The organism is Streptomyces sp. NPDC050548 (assembly GCF_044457385.1).
Lineage (GTDB): Bacteria > Actinomycetota > Actinomycetes > Streptomycetales > Streptomycetaceae > Streptomyces.
Window position 1 is genome coordinate 118,518 of the sequence record NZ_JBITGV010000018.1, and the last position, 20,156, is coordinate 138,673.

Here is a 20,156-nt window from a genome sequence, read left to right on the forward strand (position 1 = left end):
ACCGCCGTGACTGATCCACTTCGGTGCGATACGTGGTCGATCCTCCGCTTCCGGCCGTCGGCCGACGGGGACTCGTGCGAGGTCACGCTCCCAATTGCAGTCCGTCGGCCGCCTCCTCGACCATGGCGACACCGAGTCGACCGACCCGTACGGAGAAGGGGGCGCCCGCGATCCGCAGTCCCGTCAGGCCGAGCTCGCCCACGGGCGCGCTACGGACCGGACGGAGGGTGACCGTCCCGGCGGGGGCGTCCGGGCGGATGCCCGCGAGGGTGGTCAGCAGCAGCACTCCGGCGGCTGCTGCCGTGGCCGCCGGACGGCAGGCCGCCGGGTGAGGAACGGGAGCGCTCCCCTCCGCCCGCTGCTCCCCCGCGTACATCTCGGGGAGCCGGTGTCCGAATGCCTCGGCCGCCGCGAGCACGCCCCGCAACAGTGAGGCGGCCTCCTTCTCGTAGCCGCCGGCGGCCAGGCCCGCGACGGCGATCGCCGTCTCCTGCACCCGCACGGCGCCGCTCCGGTGGCCGAACGGGCTGAATCCCGGCTCCTTCGCACCCAGGCCGCGCAGCCCCCAGCCCGAGTCCATCGCCGGGCTTCCGAGCAGCCGGGCGAGTTGTTCGGCCCGCGCCTTGTCGAGCAGGCCGGGTGCGTACTCGCCGCCGCCCAGCAGGCCCGTGTCGAGGAGATGGGCCGCGGTCGCGCCGAGGTGCGGCACGAGGCGTCCGTCCGGGACCCGGGCCGCTGCCGGGCGACCGCCGCCCAGGTCTCCGATCCAGAAGTCCGCGCGGAAGGCTGTGCGCAACTCCTGGGCCCATTGCCGGAGTTCGGCACCGCCGGGTCTGCCGCACGCGTCCAGCAGATCGGCACCGAGCACCGCTGCCCGGTGGGCGTGGGCCTGTGTCTCGCAGCGGACGGGGCCGCCGGGGTGCGGGTCGCGCAGATAGGTACCGTCGCCCACGGTGGTCCGCAACCAGGTCAGACAGCGCTCGGCGGCCGGCAGTAACTCCTGCGTCTCCTGCTCCGGGAGCCCCCAGCGGCGGGCCTCCGCGAGCAACACCGGGAAGAGCAGGGTCGCCTCGGTGCCCGTGCAGCCCGGCGGCAGATGGGCGCCCGCATCGCGGCGCGGTCCCGGGATCATTCCGAACTGTGCTCCGGGGCCCGGGAGTTGGGTCCGGGCCAGGGTCCGCAGTGTGCCCGCGGCGAGCCGCGTACCGAGGGGCAGTGTCATGCGGGCCGCCGTGAGCGACTCCGCGGGGGCCAGACCGCACCGCCAGGGCGCTCCGGCCGCCAGGTGTGTGTCGGCGGGGTGTGCGGGGTCGCGCAGCAGCAGTGCCTGGAGATCCTCGACGCTGGTTCGCAGAAGCGCCTGGGCTCGGGGGTCGTCACCGGCCGCCCGCGCGGAGGCCAGTGGGCTGGTCGCGCCGTGGCCCACGGCCCGTACCGGTCCCGCGCCGTCCGGCCGTACTCGCAGTTCCACGCTCGCCGTACCGCCCGGTGGGAGTTCGAACTCCCAGCGCAGTAGCCCCGCGGAGGCCAGCACGTCGGAGGGTGGCGGGTCGGCGGTGACCGTCGAGTTCCCGGTGGCGCCGGACCAGCGCAGCCCGGAGTCGTGCACGCTGGCGGGCAGTTCGGGTCCCGTGCTGCCCGCGGCGATCGCTCCCAGGTCCGCCAGGTCGGTGCCGAGCGCGACCTCGACCGGCAGGCGCAGCGGGCGCCAGGACACGCTGCGCAGGGTGATGCGCTCCGTACCGTCGGCGTGCCGGGTCCGCTCGACCACGAGGTCGGGGTCCGGGCCGCAGTCGGGGGCCACCCGCACGGTTCCCACGAAGCGCGCGCGGTCGGCCGCCGTCATCCTGGCCTGTACCGCCAGCGGTTCGCGTCCGGCGACCCGCACCTGACAGCGGGAGAGCACCCGCCGACCTGCGCGGTAGATCCCCTCCAGTCCCCGGCCGTTCAGCTGGCCCTGCTCGGTGGAGACGGCGAGCCCTGGGAGAGCGACGCAGATCAGCGTGTTGTGGGTGGGCGGCAGTTCGACGGAACGGCGGGGCGTCGGGCGAGGCATGCGCGGCACAGGGCTCTGCGGCGGGGAGAGGGACGAGGACCGGAGCGGGGACGGAGACCGGGAGGGGGGTGGTGCTGGACGGCGGATACGGCCGGGCTCCGAGCCCTCCACCGACGGCTGCGACGGCTGCGACAAGCGCCCGCCTTGGCCGGTCAGGGAAGCAAGGCGCCGGTCCTGGTCCGAGAGTGGCGCGGGGGCACCGGAGTCAGGGCTGTCGTCGGCGTCGGAGGGCGGCGTCGGCTGATGCATGGGCGGCTTCTTCTGCGCTCTGTGCGCCTCGGACGTGTTCGGCGCCGGATGGAGAGTCCCGAGAGGACAAGGGCTGTACGGCGACACGCCCCGATCAGGCGTTCCGCCACTCAGGTGAACGGAACCGGGCTCCTCCTGGTCACGCCCGCGGCCCTGGAAGCCGACCGAATGGCGGCGGAGCGGAGAAGGCAGCCGCGCGGCACCCGTTCCGCGGCCTCGGCCGCCGCCGACACTCACCGCGTGTGGGGTCATCGCCCTGAACTCGACGACCCGCCGGATCACGACCCCGAACAGACCGAAGACACCGCACCCTCCGCCTGACCGGCGTGACTGACCACCGCTCCCCCGGCCCTTGATCACCCGTCCCCCTCAACGCCGTTGCTCCCCGGCAGGGGCCGCTCCGCGCAGGTGTCATGGCGCCGCGAACCGCTCCTCCCGGAGGTGCGTGCACGTGTGCCGCCGGGACGTGCGGTGCCCTGCGCCGGTGTGCGAGGACGGGAGCCGTCCGATTCCGCGGAACGCGGACGGCCCTCGGCTCCGTCGGCGGTACGCGTACGGCGCCGACGACGGGAAGCCGTGGGCGATGCCACCGGTGTCGGGGCGCCACCGGGACCGCTCGCACCCTGCGGTACGGAACCGTCGGCGACCTCCGCGCCGTCGGCCTCCGCCCCCGCACGGTCCTTCCGTTCCGCGCGCAGGCAGCGGCGGATCGACTCCGGGTCCAGGCCCTCGTTGCAGGCCTGATGCAGGAGGCGGGCGAACAGGTAGTCGGAGTCGGCGCCCAGGGCCAAGGCCAGGGCCTCCCGGGCCTCCAGGTCGTCGCCGGTCGACCAGGCGACCCAGCCCGCGAGTGTGAGCGGAGCGGCGGCGTGTTCGCCGTAGGGTCCGACGCAGCGGCGGGCCAGTGCGCGCCAGAGGCGCAGGGCCGGAACCGCCTCGTCGCCTTCCATCCATTCGGCCGCGCGGTCGCGGGTCGTACGGTCCTGAAGGCCGAGGATCAGTGTGGCCGCTTCGTCGTGGGCGAGCAGTGCGTCGTCGCACAGGTCCGAGTGGAGTGCGCCGGACACGGGTGGTGCCGCGGCGAACCGGTCGAGGATCAACCGGGCGAGGTCCAGCGTCTCGTGCCCCACGTCCGCGCGGTAGGCGTCGTCGAGGATGCGGGGTACCAGGGCCGAACCGGCGGCGTCCAGGGCGGCTTCCTGCTCCAGCGCGGCGGCCGTCTCCCACGGCAGCAGCCTGCTGCGCAACTCGCGCAGTGTGCCGCGCACTTGGAGTCCCGCGTAGGTCGCCGCGGCGGCCAGCACGGAGGTGCCGGGCAGGCCCATCGGGGATCCGTCGACCGGGCAGCAGCCCTCGATCGGGCAGCAGTAGGACCAGAAGCGGCCGTCCGAGATGCAGAGCGCCTCGATGACCGTCACGTCGAGCCGGCCGCATTCGGTGCGCAGGTTCTGCACCAGCGGACGCAGCCGCTCCATGACCTGGCGCCCCGTCTCGCCGGGCGCCGGTTCCTGGCAGACGTAGGCGATCATCTGCTCGGGCCGGGTGCCCCTGCGCTCGCTGCCGGTCACCAGGCCGTGGGCCAACTGCCGTGCCACGGACGCCCAGTCGTCCGCGCCGGCGGGAATGCCGAGCCTGGCTCGGCCGCCGAAACGGCCCCGGCCGCCGCGATCGTGCAGGGCGACGAGGACGATGCTGTCCTCGGGGCGGTACCCGAGGAGGTAGGGCAGGGCGTCGGCGAGTTCGGCCGGGGTGCGCAGGGTGACCTGGTGGTCGGCGCCGTGGCGGTCGTAGGCGGTGGGCTCGATGTCGCCGTTTTCGGCGGATCCGGTCATTTCGCTGTGATTCGTCATGCGTTGACGATCTCGCGAATCTCACCATCCCGCTTGAGCCTGTGGATAAGTCCGGCCAGGGGCACGTCACATGGACTTCGGTGCGGTCAACTCGGCCCGGGCGACCAGGACATGCGAACCGGAATCGCACGCCCGGCCGCCCGGTGGCACGGATCCCGGTACGGAATCTCAGCCCGCCGCAGCAAGGACCAGCGGAAGGACCTGCTCGCTCCCTGCCCGGCGGAGCAGGCGGGCGGCGACCGCCAGGGTCCAGCCGGAGTCGGTGTAGTCGTCCACGAGCAGGACGGGGCCGGGATGGGCGGCCAGGGCGCCGGCCAGTTCCTCGGAGACCGCGAAGGCGTCGGACAGGGCCCTGAGGCGCTGGGCGGAGTTGCTGCGGCGGGCCGCGTGCGTGCCGTCCGGGCCGGTGTGCGTCAAGGTGCCCAGGAGAGGGAGGCGGCCGATGGTCGCGATGCCCTGGGAGAGGGACCCGACGAGTTGCGGACGAGCCAGGGACGGTACGGCCACGACTCCCACGGGACGGGCGGAGGCATCGGTGACGTTCGGCGCCCAACCGCCCGGAGAACGCGCCCAGTCGGCGAGGACCGCCACCGCGGCCTTCAGGACGTCGTCGGGGACCGGGCCGTCGGGTGCGTTCTCGGCCAGCAGCGGGCGCAGTCGGTTGCCCCAGCCGATGTCCGAGAGCCGCCCCAGGGCACGCCCCGTGGAGCACTGGTCCTTGGCCGGGATGCGTCCCTTGAGGTCGACGCCCAGCGCGGCCATCCCGGTCGGCCACATCCGGCGCGGCTCGATCTCCGTGCCCGGGCGGTCCAGTTCCTTCGTCGCCCCTGTCAGCGTCTCCGCCGAGACGGAGGAGTCGATCCAGGCGCCCGCGCAGTTGTCGCAGCGGCCGCAGGGCACCGCCCCTTCGTCGTCCAGCTGTTGGCGCAGGAACTCCATCCGGCACTGGGACGTGCTCACGTAGTCGCGCATGGCCTGCTGTTCGGCCGCTCGCTGTTTGGCCACCCAGGTGTACCGCTCGGCGTCGTACACCCACTCGGCGCCCGTGGCCGCCCAGCCGCCCTTCACGCGCTTGACCGCTCCGTCGACGTCCAGGACTTTCAGCATCGTCTCCAGGCGGCTGCGCCGGAGATCCACCGCTGTCTCCAGGGCCGGTACGGACAGCGGCCGTCCCGCGTCGGCGAGGGCCGAGAGGGTCTGGCGGACCTGTGTCTCGGGCGGGAAGGCCGTGTCGGCGAAGTAGCGCCAGATCGCCTCGTCCTCCCTGCCCGGCAGGAGCAGCACATCGGCGTGCGCCACACCGCGCCCCGCGCGGCCCACCTGCTGGTAGTAGGCGATCGGCGAGGAGGGCGAGCCGAGGTGGACCACGAAGCCCAGGTCCGGCTTGTCGTAGCCCATGCCCAGGGCCGATGTGGCGACCAGGGCCTTGACCCGGTTCTCCTGGAGGTCGATCTCGGCCTGCAGCCGGTCGGCGTTCTCCGTCTTCCCGGTGTACGAGGCGACCTTGAAGCCGCGTTGCCGCAGGAACGCGGTGGCCTCCTCGGCGGCGGCAACGGTGAGTGTGTAGATGATCCCCGAGCCCGGCAACTCGTCCAGGTGCTCGGCGAGCCAGGCCAGGCGGTGCGCGGCGTCCGGGAGTTGGACCACCCCCAGCCGCAGGCTCTCCCGCTCCAGCGGGCCGCGCAGCACCAGGGCCTCACCGGCGCCGGTGCCCAACTGCTCGGCCACATCGGCGGTCACGCGCGCGTTGGCGGTCGCCGTGGTGGCCAGCACCGGTACGCCCGCGGGCAGTTCGGCCAGCATCGCCCGCAGTCGGCGGTAGTCCGGGCGGAAGTCGTGTCCCCAGTCGGAGATGCAGTGGGCCTCGTCGACCACCAACAGGCCTGTCGTGGCCGCCAGTTTGGGCAGCACCTGGTCGCGGAAGTCCACGGAGTTGAGCCGTTCGGGACTGACGAGGAGAACATCGGTCTCGCCGCGTTCGACCTCTCCGTAGATGCTGTCCCACTCCTCCGGGTTGGCCGAGTTGATGGTGTGCGCCCGGATGCCGGCCCGTGCCGCCGACTCGACCTGGTTGCGCATCAGGGCCAGCAGCGGCGAGATGATCACCGTGGGCCCGGAGCCGCGTCGGCGCAGGAGGGCGGTGGCGACGAAGTACACCGCCGACTTGCCCCATCCGGTGCGCTGCACCACCAGCGCGCGCCGACGCTCCTCCACGAGAGCCGCCACCGCCTGCCACTGGTCCTCGCGCAGCCGCGCCGTGCCGCTCGGATCACCGACCAGCTCGGCGAGGATGGCGTCGGCTTCGGCACGCAGCTCCTGGTTGCTCATGCCCCCATGCAACCTCACGCCACTGACATCGGCCCAATCCCCCGCCGCGGTGAAGAGGCGCTTCCGGCCGTCCTGACCGCCTGTCCCGGGCGCCCCGCGCACCGGGGCCGACCTGCTCCCTCTGGACCTTCCGCACCTCAATGGCGTACGAAAGTGTCGTGCTCGATCGTCCCAGGCGTCGTCGGACGACGCATTGGGTAGGGATATAAGCCACAGACCATCAGATAAGGGGCTGTGGCCCCATTTGCTCGTTGCCGCATCCCAGTTCGACAGCAAGAATTGGAGTCCGCTCCCCGCACGGTTCGTCCGTGATCCGGTAGGGCTCTGCTGCGGTGTGCGCTCCCCCGAATCCGACCTCGCCCTCAGTGTGGGCGCGTAGCCGAAGGGAGGACCGTGACCTTCGGATTCGCTCCGTCCTCCGCGGCATCCACGTCGACGTCAGCCGACCTGTCCGCCGCTTCCGCCAACCCTCTGGCCCGTATGCTCGAACCCTCCGAGTGGGCCGCCGCCGGAATCCCCTTGCTGCGCAATCCCCGCGAGGTCGTCAGCGGGCTGCACTCCCGGCACCGCCCGAGACCGGCGACCGCGATCGTGGCCGTCCTCGACCCGGACGAACGGCTGCTCGCGAGCGCCTCGTTCGTCCGCCGGTCGGCCCCGGCCGACGGCTGGATGTTCCGCAACGCGCTGCTCGCCCAGCTGCGTCGGGTCATCCCGCACGACCTGCGTCGCCGCACCCCGGTGCGCACCGCCGTGCTGCTCTACTGCCGTGAGGGCGACGCGCGTTGGACGGAGGAGGACGGGGCGTGGATGTGGGGGCTGCGTGACGCCTGCACGCTGCACGGGCTGCGCTGCGGGGCGTACATCACGCTGACGCGTGACGGCTGGCAGGTGCTCGGTGAGGGGCGTGGCGGCCGACGTCCGAGCGCGGACTCGGCGCCGGAACCTTTCGCCATGTCCGAGGTGCCGCCCCTGCTGCCCCGCACCGGCGGCGCCGCCTCGGAGGTACTGCGCCGCGCCGCGGCCCGCTGAATCCCGGTCCGGGCCTCCGCGCCCGGACCGTACGGCGGCACGAGACCGCCACTGGAGAGTCCGTACGGCGGCACGGAGCCTGTGCTGGAGAGTCCGTACGACCGCCGGGCCGCCCCGGGGCTGGAGCGTCCGTTGGGTGCGGGGCCGCCCCCGGACGGGGGCTCCCGGCCGGTTCATCACGCACGGGACGGAACCCCTGCGGAAGGCACCCTTCATCGACCGCGCCCGGGCTTCCGGGCACGGCAGAGCGCTCACTGTGCACAGACGACGCAACGGCGCCCGAGTGGGCCGCCGTCGGCCTCTGAGAGCCCTCCGAAACGTTCCGGAGGCGGCTCTCAGACGCCCGCGCCCAGCACCGAGTTGATCTGCTGCGGGTCGCCGCAGACGATCAGCAGGGTGCCTGCCCGGCCGAGGGCCAGAGGCAGCGCGGTGGCGGCAACGGCGTCGGGGCCTCCGTTGACGGCGACCACGACGACGGGTCGGGACGTCGCCCGGCCCGCGACGGCGGCGTCCGCGTAGAAGACGTCGTCGCGCGCGTCGTGCTGCGCCCAGTAGGACGCTTCACCGAAGGACAGTTCATGGGCGGCCCACGGGTGGGGTTCGCCGGTGGTGATCACCAGCACGTCACCAGGGGTACGACCCGACTCCAGCAGCAGGTCGACGGCTTCCTCGGCGGCGTCCAGCGCACCCTCGGCCGGGGCCGGGACGAGCTGGATCTGCGGGGTCGCCACAGCGGTGTCGGAGGCGGCGGGGGCAGCCGGACCCGAGGGTCCGGGCTTCACAGCGGCCACGTCACGCGGCGTGCGTTGCACCGGTGCCGTGGGCCGCAGGGGGCCGGGGCGACCGGGACGCGACGGCGCCGCGGGGCGGGGGCCGGGTACGGGACGGGGGGTCGGCGCGACGCGGCCACTGGCCGGAGTGGCGCGGGGACCCTGGGCACTCTCGTGAATCTGAGGCTCCTCGGGAATGAGAGGCATGAGCTGATTTTTATCAAACGTTGGCGCGGCTCGCGTCGGCGGGTGGCACATCAGTGCGAGCGGAACGGTCAGAAGTCGAAGCCGAGCTGCCCCTCGATCTCCGGAACGTTTCCCTCCGCCCAACTGCGGGCCTTCTTGAGGTGCCGCCACTGGGGCAGCGCATCAAGATACGCCCACGACAACCGGTGGTACGGGGTGGGGCCGCGCTCCTCCAGCGCGGCTTTGTGCACGGGTGACGGATACCCGGCGTTGGCCGCAAAAGCGAAGTCTGCATGGTCGATGCCCAGTTCGGCCATCATTTTGTCGCGCTGAACCTTGGCGATCACCGAAGCGGCGGCCACCGCCACGCACGACTGGTCGCCCTTGATCACCGTACGAACCCGCCAAGGGGCCCCCAGGTAATCGTGCTTCCCGTCGAGGATGACCGCGTCCGGGCGAACGGGCAAGGCCTCAAGAGCACGCACCGCGGCGAGCCGCAGCGCGGCCGTCATCCCCAGGTCGTCGATCTCCTCCGGGGAGGCGTGCCCCAGGGCGTACGCCGTGACCCACTTGCGGAGTTCTTCGGCGAGTTGGGTACGCCGCTTGACCGCGATGAGCTTGGAGTCGGTGAGGCCTTCGGGGGGTCGGCGCAGTCCGGTGACCGCCGCACAGACGGTGACGGGGCCGGCCCACGCGCCGCGCCCCACCTCGTCGACGCCTGCGATGACCTTGGCTCCGGTCGTGGCGCGGAGTGAGCGCTCGACGGTGTGAGTGGGTGGTTCGTACGGCATGGCGACCTCAGAGTACGCCGCCCGGGACCGCCTGCGACACCCAGGCTTCCTCGGGCCGCCTCAGCACCGTCCCGGCCCGGCTTCAGGCACTGCTCGGCCGGAGTAGCGGAAGCATCAACTGGTCGAGCATTTCCTCGATCTCCTGGTCGCTCCATTCACTGCCGCACACCTTCGATCTGTACATCATCATCGCCGGGATCGCGTCGAAGACATAGCTGTTGGACGCGTCGGAGCGAACCTGACCTCGCTCGATTCCCCGGCCGACAGCGTCCCGGATCAGCCGGAGCGTCGGCTCCACGACCCCCTCGATGATCACGCCGTGGAACCGCTCCGCCTGTGCCATGTCGCATTCGTGAATCACCGCGCGCAGGGCGGATCCGGGGCGCGAGAACATCGCGTCGCGCGCCCGCGTGCACAGCGCCAGCAGATCCGCACGCACATCGCCGAGGTCGGGCAGCTCTTCCAGACTCGGCAGTCCGGCCTGCAACGCGTCCGCGACGAGGTCTTCCTTCGAGGACCAGCGGCGGTAGACCGCGGCCTTGCCCGTCTGGGCGCCGGCGGCGACGCCTTCCATCGTGAGGGCGTTCCATCCGACCGTGCTGAGTTGTTCCAGTGCGGCGTCCAGGATCGCGCGTTCGAGCACGGCGCCGCGACGGCGGAGGGAGGTCGCCCGAGCGGGGGCGGCCGTCCAGCCCGAAGTAACCATCTGAGCCTCTCCAGCGAGCAGTGGAATGGGGAATTCCGGGGATGGGGGACACGTCTCCTGGCAGCGACGGGGGACGCGTCATGCGCGGGCGAGTTAAGTGAACGCTTGCGTTCACTGTCGGGGACTCACTACCGTTGACGCGGCAGTGAACGCGGGCGTTCACTAACACACTTGTGGGGGACCCATAGTGACAACCTCTCAGTTGACCCAGAAGCCAAAACCAGGAGCGGCCCGCCGGGAGGGGCATCCCGGTATCGCGCTCGCGGTCATCGCGGCCTGCCAACTCATGGTGGTACTCGACGCGACGATTGTGAACATCGCTCTCCCGCACATTCAAGCCGCACTCAGTTTCAGCACCACCGACCTCACTTGGGTCGTCAGCGCCTACACGCTCACCTTCGGCGGCCTGCTGCTTCTCGGCGGCCGGGCCGGCGACATCCTCGGCCGGCGCCGGGTGTTCATCACCGGCATCCTGCTCTTCACCTTCGCCTCGCTGCTCGGCGGACTCGCCCAGGAACCCTGGCAGTTGCTGGCCGCGCGCGTCCTCCAGGGCGTGGGTGGCGCAATCGCGTCGCCCACTTCGCTGGCGCTGATCACCACCACGTTCCCCGAAGGGCCGGAACGCAACAGGGCGTTCGGAGTCTTCGCCGCGGTCTCGGCGGGCGGCGGCGCGATCGGTCTGCTCGCGGGCGGCATGCTCACCGAGTGGCTCGACTGGCGCTGGGTGCTCTTCGTCAACGTGCCGATCGGCCTGCTGATCGCCGTACTCACACCGCTGTACATCAACGAGTCCGAACGGCACACCGGCCGGTTCGACATCGCGGGCGCGCTGACCTCGACGGCGGGCATGGCGTCCCTCGTCTACGGTTTCATCCGCGCGGCGGACAAGGGGTGGCGCGACAGCCTGACCATCGGGTCCTTCGGCGCGGCGGCCGTGCTGCTGCTGGCCTTCGTGATCATCGAATCCAGGGCCAAGGAACCGATCACCCCGCTCAGGATGTTCGCCGACCGCAACCGCTCGGGCACGTACGTGATCATGCTGAGCCTGGCCGCCGCGATGTTCGGCATGTTCTTCTACATCGTGCTCTTCGTGCAGAACGTGCTGGGGTACAGCCCGATCCAGGCCGGTCTCGCCTTCCTGCCCGTGACGGTCGTGATCGCGGCCGGAGCGGGACTGTCCCAGCAGTTCCTGCCGCGGTTCGGACCACGGCCGTTCATGCTCGTCGGCTCGGCCCTCGCGGTGATCGGACTGGCCTGGCAGACCCTCATCAGCTCGGACAGCTCGTACGTCGACGGAGTGCTCGGCCCCATGCTGGTGTTCGGCTTCGGCATGGGCCTGAACTTCGTGACGCTGACGATCACCGCTGTGTCCGGTGTCGCCCCGCACGAGGCGGGCGCGGCGTCCGCATTGCTCAACGCCATGCAGCAGGTGGGTGGTTCGCTCGGTCTTTCCATCCTGACCACGGTGTTCGGCTCGGCCAGCAGGGACGAGGCGAAGAAGCAGCTGCCGAAGTTCCTGGCCAATGGATCGGCGGAACAGAAGCAGGAGTTCGCCAAGTCGCACCAGTTGCCCGCGACTTGGGGGCACGAGGTGCTCGCACACGGCATCTCGACGGCCTTCATTCCGGCCGCCGCGATGGCCGTACTCGCCCTGATCACCGCCTGGTTGGTGATCAGGGTCCGCAAGAGCGACCTCGACGCCCTCGCGGGCACGGCGGGTCCGGGAATCGGCTGACCGGTCGGGCCCGGCCAGGGCCCGACCGACCGGCAACAGCACCGACAACAACACCGGCTTCGACATCGACATCGGCGAAAACCTCATGACCACCCCCACAACTCTCGCGTCCTGTCTGTCCTGTGTGGACTCATGTGTCGCACAGCAGCTGCCAGGGCAACGGCCGGGCGGTCACGCAGAGTTCCCGCCGGGCACAGAGAGTTCCCGTCGCGTGCGGGGAGCGCTGCCAGGCAGGAAGCCGAAGCCGTCAGACGGCCGTCGGCGCCCAGCCCGGCAGCGCCTCCGTCCGCTCCACCCACTCGGCCGGCGGCGTCCCGGCCTTCCCTCCGGCGATAACGCCGCCCATGATGGCGCAGGTGGTGTCCACGTCCCCGCCGACCTGCGCGGTGGTCCAGAACGCCTGCGCGTAGTCGCCTAGGCCGCGAGCGGCCGACCAGAGCGCGAAGGGGACCGTGTCGTGCGCTGTCGTACGACGTCCGCAGCCCAGTACCGCGGCGACGGTGTCGGCATCGGCGTAGTCGAGCATGTCGCGGGCGCGCCGCAGCCCCGTACTGACCGCGCTCCTGGGGATGAGGGCGATGACGCCGTCGAGGAGCGCCTCGGCGCTGGGCGGGCCGCCGGGGGCCGCGGCCAGTGCGGCTGCCGCGGCGACGGCCATCGCGCCGACGACGCCCTCACGGTGCTGGTGCGTGGGGTAGGCCGAGATCTCGGCCTGGTGGGTCGCCTGCTCGGGATCGTCCGCGTACCAGGCGCCCAGGGGTGCGATCCGCATCGCCGCGCCGTTGCCCCATGAGCCCTGTCCGTTGAAGAGCGCGGCGGACAGTTCACGCCAGTCGCCGCCCTCGCGGACCAGGCGCAGCAACCGATTGACGGCGGGGCCGTAGCCGCGGTCGAAGTCGTGGTGCTCGGCGAAGGAGTGGGCCAGGGCGTCCTGGTCGACGCGGTGGTGGGCGGCGAGGACCGCGACCACGGAGCAGGCCATCTCCGTGTCGTCCGTCCACTGCCAGGGCGCCGGGGGCAGCTCACGGCGCTTGAGGAGCGGGTAGTTCACGGGCACGAAGAACTGTGAGCCCAGCGCGTCACCCACGGCGAGTCCGCGGAGGCTGGCCAGGGCCCGGCCGAAGCGCCCGTCAGGAGAATTGGAAGGATCGGAAGGGTTGGAAGATCGGGTAGAGGAGTCGGCAGTCATCGGTCCGTCACCCTACCCACTGATCCCGTACGGCTCCGGGTCCCGCCAGCTGTCGAACGGCCGGTCCAGCGCGTACCTGCCGTCGTCCCCCAGAACGAGCATCCGCATCTCGGCGTTCCCCGGATTGGACAGCGACTCGAACTCCGCGACCGTCCAGTGGAACCAGCGCATGCAGAAGAGCCGCATCGCCAGGCCGTGCGTCACGAGGAGCACGTTGGGCGGGTGGTCCGGGGCCTCGAAGCTGCGGTACAGGCTCTCCAGGAAGCCGCCGACCCGGTCGTAGACGTCGGCGCCGGACTCGCCCTGGGCGAAGCGGTAGAAGAAGTGCCCGTAGGCGTCCCTGTACGCCTTCTGGAGGCGTACGTCGTCGCGGTCCTGCCAGTTCCCCCAGTCCTGTTCGCGGAGCCGGGGCTCCTCGCGTACGCGTACGAGGTCAGGGTCGAGGTGGAAGGCCCGGAAGGTCTCGTGGGTGCGGCGGTACGGGGAGACGTACACGCTGATGCGCTCGCGCCCGAACACCTCCCGCAGCCGCTTTCCGGTCTCCTCGGCCTGACGCCATCCCTGGTCGGTGAGCGCCAGGGCATGGTCGGGTTCACGCTCGTACACGGTGTCATCAACATTGCCCGTTGACTCGCCGTGCCGGACAAGGACGATGCGCCGTGGTCGTGCCATGCCAAAACCCTAGATCCAGTGGCGGCATATCGAGCACTCGTACGGGCTCCATACGGCGTAGGTCACACGAATTCTGCCCGATGGGCCACATAGGGGCGCACGATTCACACACCGGGACGTCAGTGACGGCGGTCCCGTCAGTCCGGAATTCAAACCGTCCAGCTCGGTTCCAGTTGCACGATGTCCCCCGTGAGGGACGCGACGTCCGCCTCGATCTGGGCCCTCAGTGCGAGCCGTTCCACTCGCTCGGTGCGGTATTTGCCGTGTTCGGCGGGCGAGTGCCACATCGAGAGCACCATGAACTCGTGTCCCGGGGCCTCGCCGAACATCCCGCGGAGCATGCCGGGGGAACCGGCCATCGCCGGGTTCCACACCTTCTCCTGCATCAGCGTGAAGTGCTCGGCGCGCTCCTCGTGGACCCGGCACAGGGCCACCCGCACCAGGTCGGCGTCGGTGAAGCGCGGTTCGAAGCCGGTCTTCACATCGAAGCGATGATCGAACAGCTTGACCTGCGCGTCCTTGAAGGTGCCCATCTGGGCCGACGCCAGCCGGTCGTGGGATCGGGCCATGAAGGAGTCGTAGAAGGCACGGCTTTCCCAGAACGCGAAAATGTGTGCCACTCCTGGCCGCGCTCTGCTCCAGCCTCCCCCCTGTCCCCGAAATCCCGGCTCCCCCAGAAGCCCCGCCCACTTTCGCTGCCCGCGCTCGAAGCCGCGGCGGTCCATCACGGTGCAGCGAATCCACTTGACCAGCACCGCGCCATCGTAAGGCCACGGAGCGTGGCGCCGGTCACGCTCCGGCGGAGATCGTCCGCGCATACGCCCCCGCGCGCGTGGCACGATGGACAACGAACGCTGATCGCCCGGCAGTTGGGGCGCGCGATCGAGGCGCACGGGGAAGGGGAACTGTGGTGAACGGCCTCAACAAGGGGATCCGCAAGGCGGAAGTCGGGCTCCAGTGGGATCCGAGTCCCACCGGGCAACCGCCTGTCGATCTGGACATCGTTGCCACCACGTATGTGGCGAGTGATCTCTACGGCACTCCCGCGTACGCGGTGCACTTCGACAGCCGGTCCCCCGACGGCACCATCTATCTCAACCGGGACAGCAAGGACGGCAAGGGCTTCGGCTGGGACGAGGTCATGACGCTGGAGCTCGACCGGCTCGCCGACCGGTACGCGCGCGTGGTGGTCGGTGTCGTCATCCAGCAGCGGGTCGCCCACCGCACGTTCGTCAACGTCCTCAACCCGAAGCTGCGGATCCGCGAGGGGTACGCCGTCCTCACCGAGGAGGACTTCGGCGACGTCCTCGGTGCGACGGCGGCGACGGTCGGGGAGTTCACCCGGGACGAGTCCGGAAGCTGGGACTTCCATCCCGGCATCCAGGGCTTCGACGACGACCCGGCGACCTTCACCAGGACGATGGGCAGAGCACAGCAGTCCTGAGCCCTGCCCCTGGTCAGCTCGTCAGCCGGCGGTCCAGCCCGGGACCGTCGGCAGCACCGCCTCGGCGATGCGGAACAGCGCCTCGTCGTCGGGCGGCACGTCGTCCTGGCGCCAGATGGATATCTCGAAGGAGTCGCCGCCGTCCTTGGCGCTCGTGGAGACCAGCAGGCTGCGGGCGATGCCCCCGGGGCCCGTACTGGCGTCACCGCCGCCGAGGTTGAAGCTGATGGCGACCGTCCGGTCCGAGTAGAGGACGGCCGGATGTCCCAGGACCTTCTTCACCTGCGAGGTGGAGTCCACATAGCGGGCCGCCCGGGCGACGGGAATGTCGTCGTAGGACGCCGACAGCCGTACGGAGTAGGTCCTCAGGTCGACGTCCGCCTCGGGGCTGGCGATCTTGGTGCCGCCGGCCAGCGTCATCCAGCCCGCGCTGCCCGAGGCGGACGCCGCGTGTTCGTCCGGAGTCCCCAGGAGCACCGGAAGGTCCGCGCGGTTCAGCGCGGTGCAGAGCGCCGTCGGCGAGACGTACTTCGCCGGCAGGGTGTCGTCCGTACTCGCCGAGCAGATCGCCGGCTTGGTGTCCTGTGTCGTCTTCGGCAGGACTCCCCCGAGTCCCCACATACCACCCACGACGCCGCCGACCACCACAACCGCCGCGACTGCCTGGGCCCCCGCCCGCATACCCTTTTCGGGCTCGACGAAATCGTCGGCCATGTCCCCCACCCTCCCCTGTGCGCACGCTATGCGCGCTGAGGGAGATTAACTGCTGATCGTTCTGCTGGGAAACCGGATTCCTGACGCCTGTCATCCCTCGGCGTCAGGCTCTCGATCCAGGAACGCGCGCAGCCTCAACCCGGGCGCCCTGTGGTCGGCGAGCCATCGCATCCGGCGGTCGTCCGCGGCGAGTCCGGCGCGTGCGATCCGGGTCCACTCCCCGCGGTCGAGCACCTCCAGGTACGTCCCGCGGAGTGCTTCCCGCTGTGCGGCGGTGCACCCCGAGGCCTCGGGAGGCTTCGTCGTCAGGTGCTGGGCGAGCAACGCGATGGTGAAGTAGCGCTCGACGTTCGGGCCGAGCCAACCGGCATGGCGGGCATGAGCTTCCAGAACCGCTCCCGAGTGAGGGTAGTGAGCGAGGGTGAGTCCCATCCCCTCGCAGCCGCTCATGCGGTGCAGCAAGCGACCGATGTGATCGACCATCTCGGTGTCGGTGCCGAGGCCGGCCAGCGCCTCATGGAGCCCGGTGACTGTCGCGACCCGGCCGGCGAAGTACCCGTTGAGGAAGTCGCCGTCGCAGGCTCGGCGGAGCAGCCAGCGGTGGGCAGTCGGGTCGTCGCGTCGACAGAGCGCCTCGACCACGTAGACGCGTCCCCAGCCGGTCACTCGCTCGGCGAGCCAGAGAAGGGCCTCGACGCCTCCTGGCCGAGTCTCGAAGGCGTGTGCCGCCAGCGGCCCGAAGCGGTGGGAGAGCAGCCCGATCGTCTGAATCAGCGGGAAGTCGTCGGCTGTTCCCACGGCGGCGAGCAGGGCGAGCCCGACGGTGACCGAGCATCGATCGGTCCCGTGGCGAACCAGCCAACGGCCCGTTCGGCGAACGCGTTCCCTGTCCGCCCGTTCGGCCGCGGCGGCGATGTGCTTGTTCTGGTGCGTCGGGATGTGGATGTGGTGGAAGACATCGGCCAATTCGGCGGGCCTGGCGGAGGAGCGGGCGAAATGCGCGTCCAGGACGAGCGCCGCGTCCTTGCCGACCGCGTGCCGGTCCTCAGGCGTCTCGGGGCCTTGTCGACCACGGTGCGTCCCGTCGTCCGGATAGGGCTCCCCGTCGCGTGGAAGCGGCTTGTCCGGGGCCAGTCGATGCAGCCGGAGCGCGTGCTCGAACAGGGTCGTCGGTGATCCGGGCAGTGCTGTCCCGGTCGTCTCGCTCACCGGAAGACGGCGGACTCGATTCTCTTGATCATGGTTGGGAGCATGCCACGCCGGCCGAAATGACGACAAGCCATTAACGCGTCAGGCCGATGCGTCAGGCACCGCGTGCGGGGCGTCACCCATGCCGAAGGCGGTGGAGCCAAGTATCCGACTCCACCGCCCTGAACGGCTGACTCACTTCAGCCAGTTGCCTTGATCAGCTGCAACCGCTGGTCGACCCGCACCCCTCGCAGATGTAGCAGGAACCGGCCCGCTGCATCTTCGTACCGCAGGAGAAGCAGAGCGGAGCATCCGCCTGGATGCCGAGCTGCATCTCCACCAGTTCGGCGCTCGTGTGGGCCTGCTGCGGGGCGGGCTTGGCCGCCTCGACGACCGCCTTGGGGATGGCCACCGCCTTCAACTCCTGGGCGCGCGGCGCCGACTGGGCCAGGCCCTCTACGTCGACCTCGTCGTCCGTCGGCTCGTACGAACCGGTCTCCAGGTGACGCTGGCGCTCCTCGGCGGAGTGAATGCCGAGCGCGGAGCGCGTCTCGAAGGGGAGGAAGTCGAGCGCCAGGCGGCGGAAGATGTAGTCGACGATCGACTGCGCCATCCGCACGTCCGGGTCGTCCGTCATACCGGCCGGCTCGAAGCGCATGTTGGTGAACTTCGAGACGTACGTCTCCAGGGGGACGCCGTACTGCAGGCCCACGGAGACGGCGATCGAGAAGGCGTCCATCATGCCCGCGAGGGTGGAGCCCTGCTTGGACATCTTCAGGAAGACCTCGCCGAGACCGTCGTCCGGGTAGGAGTTGGCGGTCATGTAGCCCTCGGCGCCGCCGACCGTGAAGGAGGTCGTGATGCCCGGGCGGCCCTTGGGGAGGCGCTTGCGGACGGGGCGGTACTCGACGACCTTCTCGACCGCGGTACGGATGGTCTCCTCGGCCTTGGCGGTGACCTCGGCCTTCTCCTTGTCCTTGGTCTTGGCGGAGAGGGGCTGGCCGACCTTGCAGTTGTCGCGGTAGATCGCGAGCGCCTTGACGCCCATCTTCCAGGCCTCGAAGTAGACCTCTTCGACGTCCTCGACGGTCGCCGTCTCCGGCAGGTTGACCGTCTTGGAGAGCGCGCCGGAGATCCAGGGCTGGATGGCGGCCATCATGCGGACGTGGCCCATCGCGGAGATGGAACGCTCGCCCATGGCGCAGTCGAAGACCTCGTAGTGCTCGGTCTTGAGGCCCGGGGCGTCGATCACGTTGCCGTTCTCGGCGATGTGGGCGACGACCGCCTCGATCTGCTCCTCCTGGTAACCCAGGCGGCGCAGGGCCTGCGGGACGGTGCCGTTGACGATCTGCATCGAACCGCCACCGACCAGCTTCTTGAACTTGACCAGGGCGAGGTCGGGCTCAAGTCCCGTGGTGTCGCAGGACATCGCGAGACCGATGGTGCCGGTCGGGGCGATGACGGACGCCTGCGAGTTACGGAAACCGTTCTTCTCGCCGAGGCGCAGGGTGTCCTGCCAGGCCTCCGTGGCGGCGGCCCAGATGGGCGTGTCCAGGTCGTCCGCGCGCGGGGCCACGGCGTTGGCGTCGGCGTGCTGCTTCATGACGCGCAGGTGCGGCTGCTCGTTGCGGGCGTAGCCGTCGTACGGGCCGACGACCGCGGCGAGTTCGGCGGAGCGCTTGTACGACGTGCCGGTCATCAGGGAGGTGATGGCACCCGCGAGGGCACGGCCCCCGTCGGAGTCGTACGCGTGGCCGGTCGCCATCAGCAGGGCGCCGAGGTTGGCGTAGCCGATGCCGAGCTGGCGGAACGCGCGCGTGTTCTCGCCGATCTTCTGCGTCGGGAAGTCCGCGAAGCAGATGGAGATGTCCATCGCGGTGATGACGAGCTCGACGACCTTGGCGAAGCGCTCGACCTCGAAGGACTGGTTGCCCTTGCCGTCGTCCTTGAGGAACTTCATCAGGTTCAGCGAGGCGAGGTTGCAGGACGTGTTGTCCAGGTGCATGTACTCGCTGCACGGGTTCGAGCCGTTGATACGGCCGGACTCCGGGCACGTGTGCCACTGGTTGATGGTGTCGTCGTACTGGATGCCCGGGTCGGCGCAGGCCCAGGCGGCCTCGGCCATCTTGCGGAAGAGCTGCTTGGCGTCGACCTCCTCGATGACCTCGCCGGTCATACGGGACGTCAGGCCGAACTTGTCGCCGTTCTCGACGGCCTTCATGAACGTGTTGTTCACGCGGACCGAGTTGTTGGCGTTCTGGTACTGCACCGACGTGATGTCGTCGCCGCCCAGGTCCATGTCGAAGCCCGCGTCACGAAGGGCGCGGATCTTCTCTTCTTCCTTGACCTTGGTCTGGATGAAGTCCTCGATGTCGGGGTGGTCGACGTCCAGGATGACCATCTTGGCCGCGCGGCGGGTGGCGCCACCGGACTTGATGGTGCCCGCGGAGGCGTCTGCGCCGCGCATGAAGGAGACCGGTCCCGAGGCGTTGCCGCCGGAGGAGAGGAGTTCCTTGGAGGAGCGGATGCGGGACAGGTTCAGGCCGGCGCCGGAACCACCCTTGAAGATCATGCCCTCTTCCTTGTACCAGTCGAGGATCGACTCCATGGAGTCGTCGACGGCCAGGATGAAGCAGGCCGAGACCTGCTGGGGCTGCGGAGTCCCGACGTTGAACCACACGGGGCTGTTGAAGCTGAAGACCTGGTGCAGGAGGGCGTACGCCAGCTCGTGCTCGAAGATCTCGGCGTCGGCGGGCGAGGCGAAGTACTTGTGGTCCTCGCCGGCCTTCCGATACGTCTTCACGATGCGGTCGATGAGCTGCTTGAGGCTCACCTCGCGCTGCGGGGTGCCCACGGCACCGCGGAAGTACTTACTGGTGACGATGTTGACCGCGTTCACCGCCCATTCGGCGGGGAACTCGACGCCACGCTGCTCGAAATTGACCGAGCCGTCGCGCCAGTTGGTCATGACGACGTCACGACGCTCCCACTCCACCTCGTCGTACGGATGCACGCCGGGGGTGGTGTGAATACGCTCGATGCGCAGCCCCTTGGTGACCTTGGTGCCCTTCGCGCGGGAACCTCGTGCCGGACCGCTCGCCGTCTCTGTCATGCCGCCTCCCTGTACAGGCAAAAACGCCCTGAAATGCCACGATGTTCCCGTGGCAGAGTGTTTGTCTGGTGTCACGGCAGCCCACACGCTCATGGCTCCGCGACAAGTCCTGGTCCGCCGCCGTCCGACCGGATCCG

General features: G+C 70.3%; 15 protein-coding genes. 3 read left to right on the forward strand and 12 right to left on the reverse strand.

Annotated elements, in window-relative coordinates:
- Positions 1-82: 82 nt before the first annotated feature.
- The 3 genes from ACIBJH_RS38095 to ACIBJH_RS38105 all read right to left on the reverse strand — a co-directional run bounded on the left by ACIBJH_RS38095 (position 83) and on the right by ACIBJH_RS38105 (position 6,483).
- Positions 83-2,056: a glycogen debranching N-terminal domain-containing protein gene (locus ACIBJH_RS38095; protein ID WP_399121504.1), complete on the reverse strand. Its 1,974-nt coding sequence runs from the start codon at positions 2,054-2,056 to the stop codon at positions 83-85.
- A 605-nt stretch (positions 2,057-2,661) separates the two neighbouring features.
- Positions 2,662-4,155, reverse strand: coding sequence for a DUF4192 domain-containing protein (locus ACIBJH_RS38100; protein WP_399121505.1), 1,494 nt, complete (start codon positions 4,153-4,155; stop codon positions 2,662-2,664).
- A 168-nt stretch (positions 4,156-4,323) separates the two neighbouring features.
- Positions 4,324-6,483 (reverse strand): RecQ family ATP-dependent DNA helicase, encoded by a 2,160-nt coding sequence (locus ACIBJH_RS38105; protein WP_399121506.1) that lies wholly within the window; start codon positions 6,481-6,483, stop codon positions 4,324-4,326.
- A 393-nt stretch (positions 6,484-6,876) separates the two neighbouring features.
- Here ACIBJH_RS38105 and ACIBJH_RS38110 point away from each other — a divergent pair, with 393 nt between their 5' ends.
- Positions 6,877-7,512: a hypothetical protein gene (locus ACIBJH_RS38110; protein ID WP_200716447.1), complete on the forward strand. Its 636-nt coding sequence runs from the start codon at positions 6,877-6,879 to the stop codon at positions 7,510-7,512.
- 335 nt (positions 7,513-7,847) lie between these two features.
- On the opposite strand, the gene ACIBJH_RS38115 is transcribed toward ACIBJH_RS38110, so the two are convergent.
- From ACIBJH_RS38115 to ACIBJH_RS38125, 3 genes are all read right to left on the reverse strand, one after another.
- On the reverse strand, positions 7,848-8,489 hold the full coding sequence (locus ACIBJH_RS38115) for a hypothetical protein (RefSeq protein ID WP_399121507.1): 642 nt from the start codon (positions 8,487-8,489) through the stop codon (positions 7,848-7,850).
- Positions 8,490-8,557: 68 nt separating this feature from the next.
- The gene (locus ACIBJH_RS38120; protein ID WP_399121508.1) at positions 8,558-9,259 is read right to left on the reverse strand and encodes a ribonuclease HII; all 702 of its coding nucleotides are present in this window, start codon (positions 9,257-9,259) and stop codon (positions 8,558-8,560) included.
- Positions 9,260-9,341: 82 nt separating this feature from the next.
- Entirely contained in the window at positions 9,342-9,965 is a 624-nt protein-coding gene (locus ACIBJH_RS38125) for a TetR/AcrR family transcriptional regulator (RefSeq protein WP_399121509.1), read from the reverse strand.
- Between the two features lie 187 nt (positions 9,966-10,152).
- On the opposite strand from ACIBJH_RS38125, the gene ACIBJH_RS38130 reads away from it, so the two are divergent.
- Entirely contained in the window at positions 10,153-11,700 is a 1,548-nt protein-coding gene (locus ACIBJH_RS38130) for an MFS transporter (protein WP_399121510.1), read from the forward strand.
- Positions 11,701-11,947: 247 nt separating this feature from the next.
- Here the strand turns inward: ACIBJH_RS38130 and ACIBJH_RS38135 are convergent, their stop codons facing one another.
- The 3 genes from ACIBJH_RS38135 to ACIBJH_RS38145 form a co-directional block, all read right to left on the reverse strand.
- Positions 11,948-12,889, reverse strand: a complete 942-nt coding sequence (locus ACIBJH_RS38135; RefSeq protein ID WP_399121511.1) for an ADP-ribosylglycohydrolase family protein — start codon at positions 12,887-12,889, stop codon at positions 11,948-11,950.
- Between the two features lie 12 nt (positions 12,890-12,901).
- Complete coding sequence (locus ACIBJH_RS38140; RefSeq protein ID WP_026179190.1) at positions 12,902-13,561, reverse strand: histidine phosphatase family protein; 660 nt, start codon at positions 13,559-13,561, stop codon at positions 12,902-12,904.
- Positions 13,562-13,710: 149 nt separating this feature from the next.
- Positions 13,711-14,316 (reverse strand): YdbC family protein, encoded by a 606-nt coding sequence (locus ACIBJH_RS38145; protein ID WP_399121569.1) that lies wholly within the window; start codon positions 14,314-14,316, stop codon positions 13,711-13,713.
- 155 nt (positions 14,317-14,471) lie between these two features.
- Here ACIBJH_RS38145 and ACIBJH_RS38150 point away from each other — a divergent pair, with 155 nt between their 5' ends.
- On the forward strand, positions 14,472-15,005 hold the full coding sequence (locus ACIBJH_RS38150; protein ID WP_399121512.1) for a TerD family protein: 534 nt from the start codon (positions 14,472-14,474) through the stop codon (positions 15,003-15,005).
- Between the two features lie 21 nt (positions 15,006-15,026).
- Here the strand turns inward: ACIBJH_RS38150 and ACIBJH_RS38155 are convergent, their stop codons facing one another.
- The 3 genes from ACIBJH_RS38155 to ACIBJH_RS38165 all read right to left on the reverse strand — a co-directional run bounded on the left by ACIBJH_RS38155 (position 15,027) and on the right by ACIBJH_RS38165 (position 20,019).
- Positions 15,027-15,719, reverse strand: coding sequence for a DUF6215 domain-containing protein (locus ACIBJH_RS38155; protein WP_399121513.1), 693 nt, complete (start codon positions 15,717-15,719; stop codon positions 15,027-15,029).
- 90 nt (positions 15,720-15,809) lie between these two features.
- On the reverse strand, positions 15,810-16,928 hold the full coding sequence (locus ACIBJH_RS38160; RefSeq protein WP_399121514.1) for a hypothetical protein: 1,119 nt from the start codon (positions 16,926-16,928) through the stop codon (positions 15,810-15,812).
- Between the two features lie 196 nt (positions 16,929-17,124).
- Positions 17,125-20,019 carry a vitamin B12-dependent ribonucleotide reductase gene (locus ACIBJH_RS38165; RefSeq protein ID WP_399121515.1) on the reverse strand — a complete coding sequence of 965 codons (2,895 nt, stop codon included), beginning with the start codon at positions 20,017-20,019 and terminating at the stop codon, positions 17,125-17,127.
- Positions 20,020-20,156: the final 137 nt, after the last annotated feature.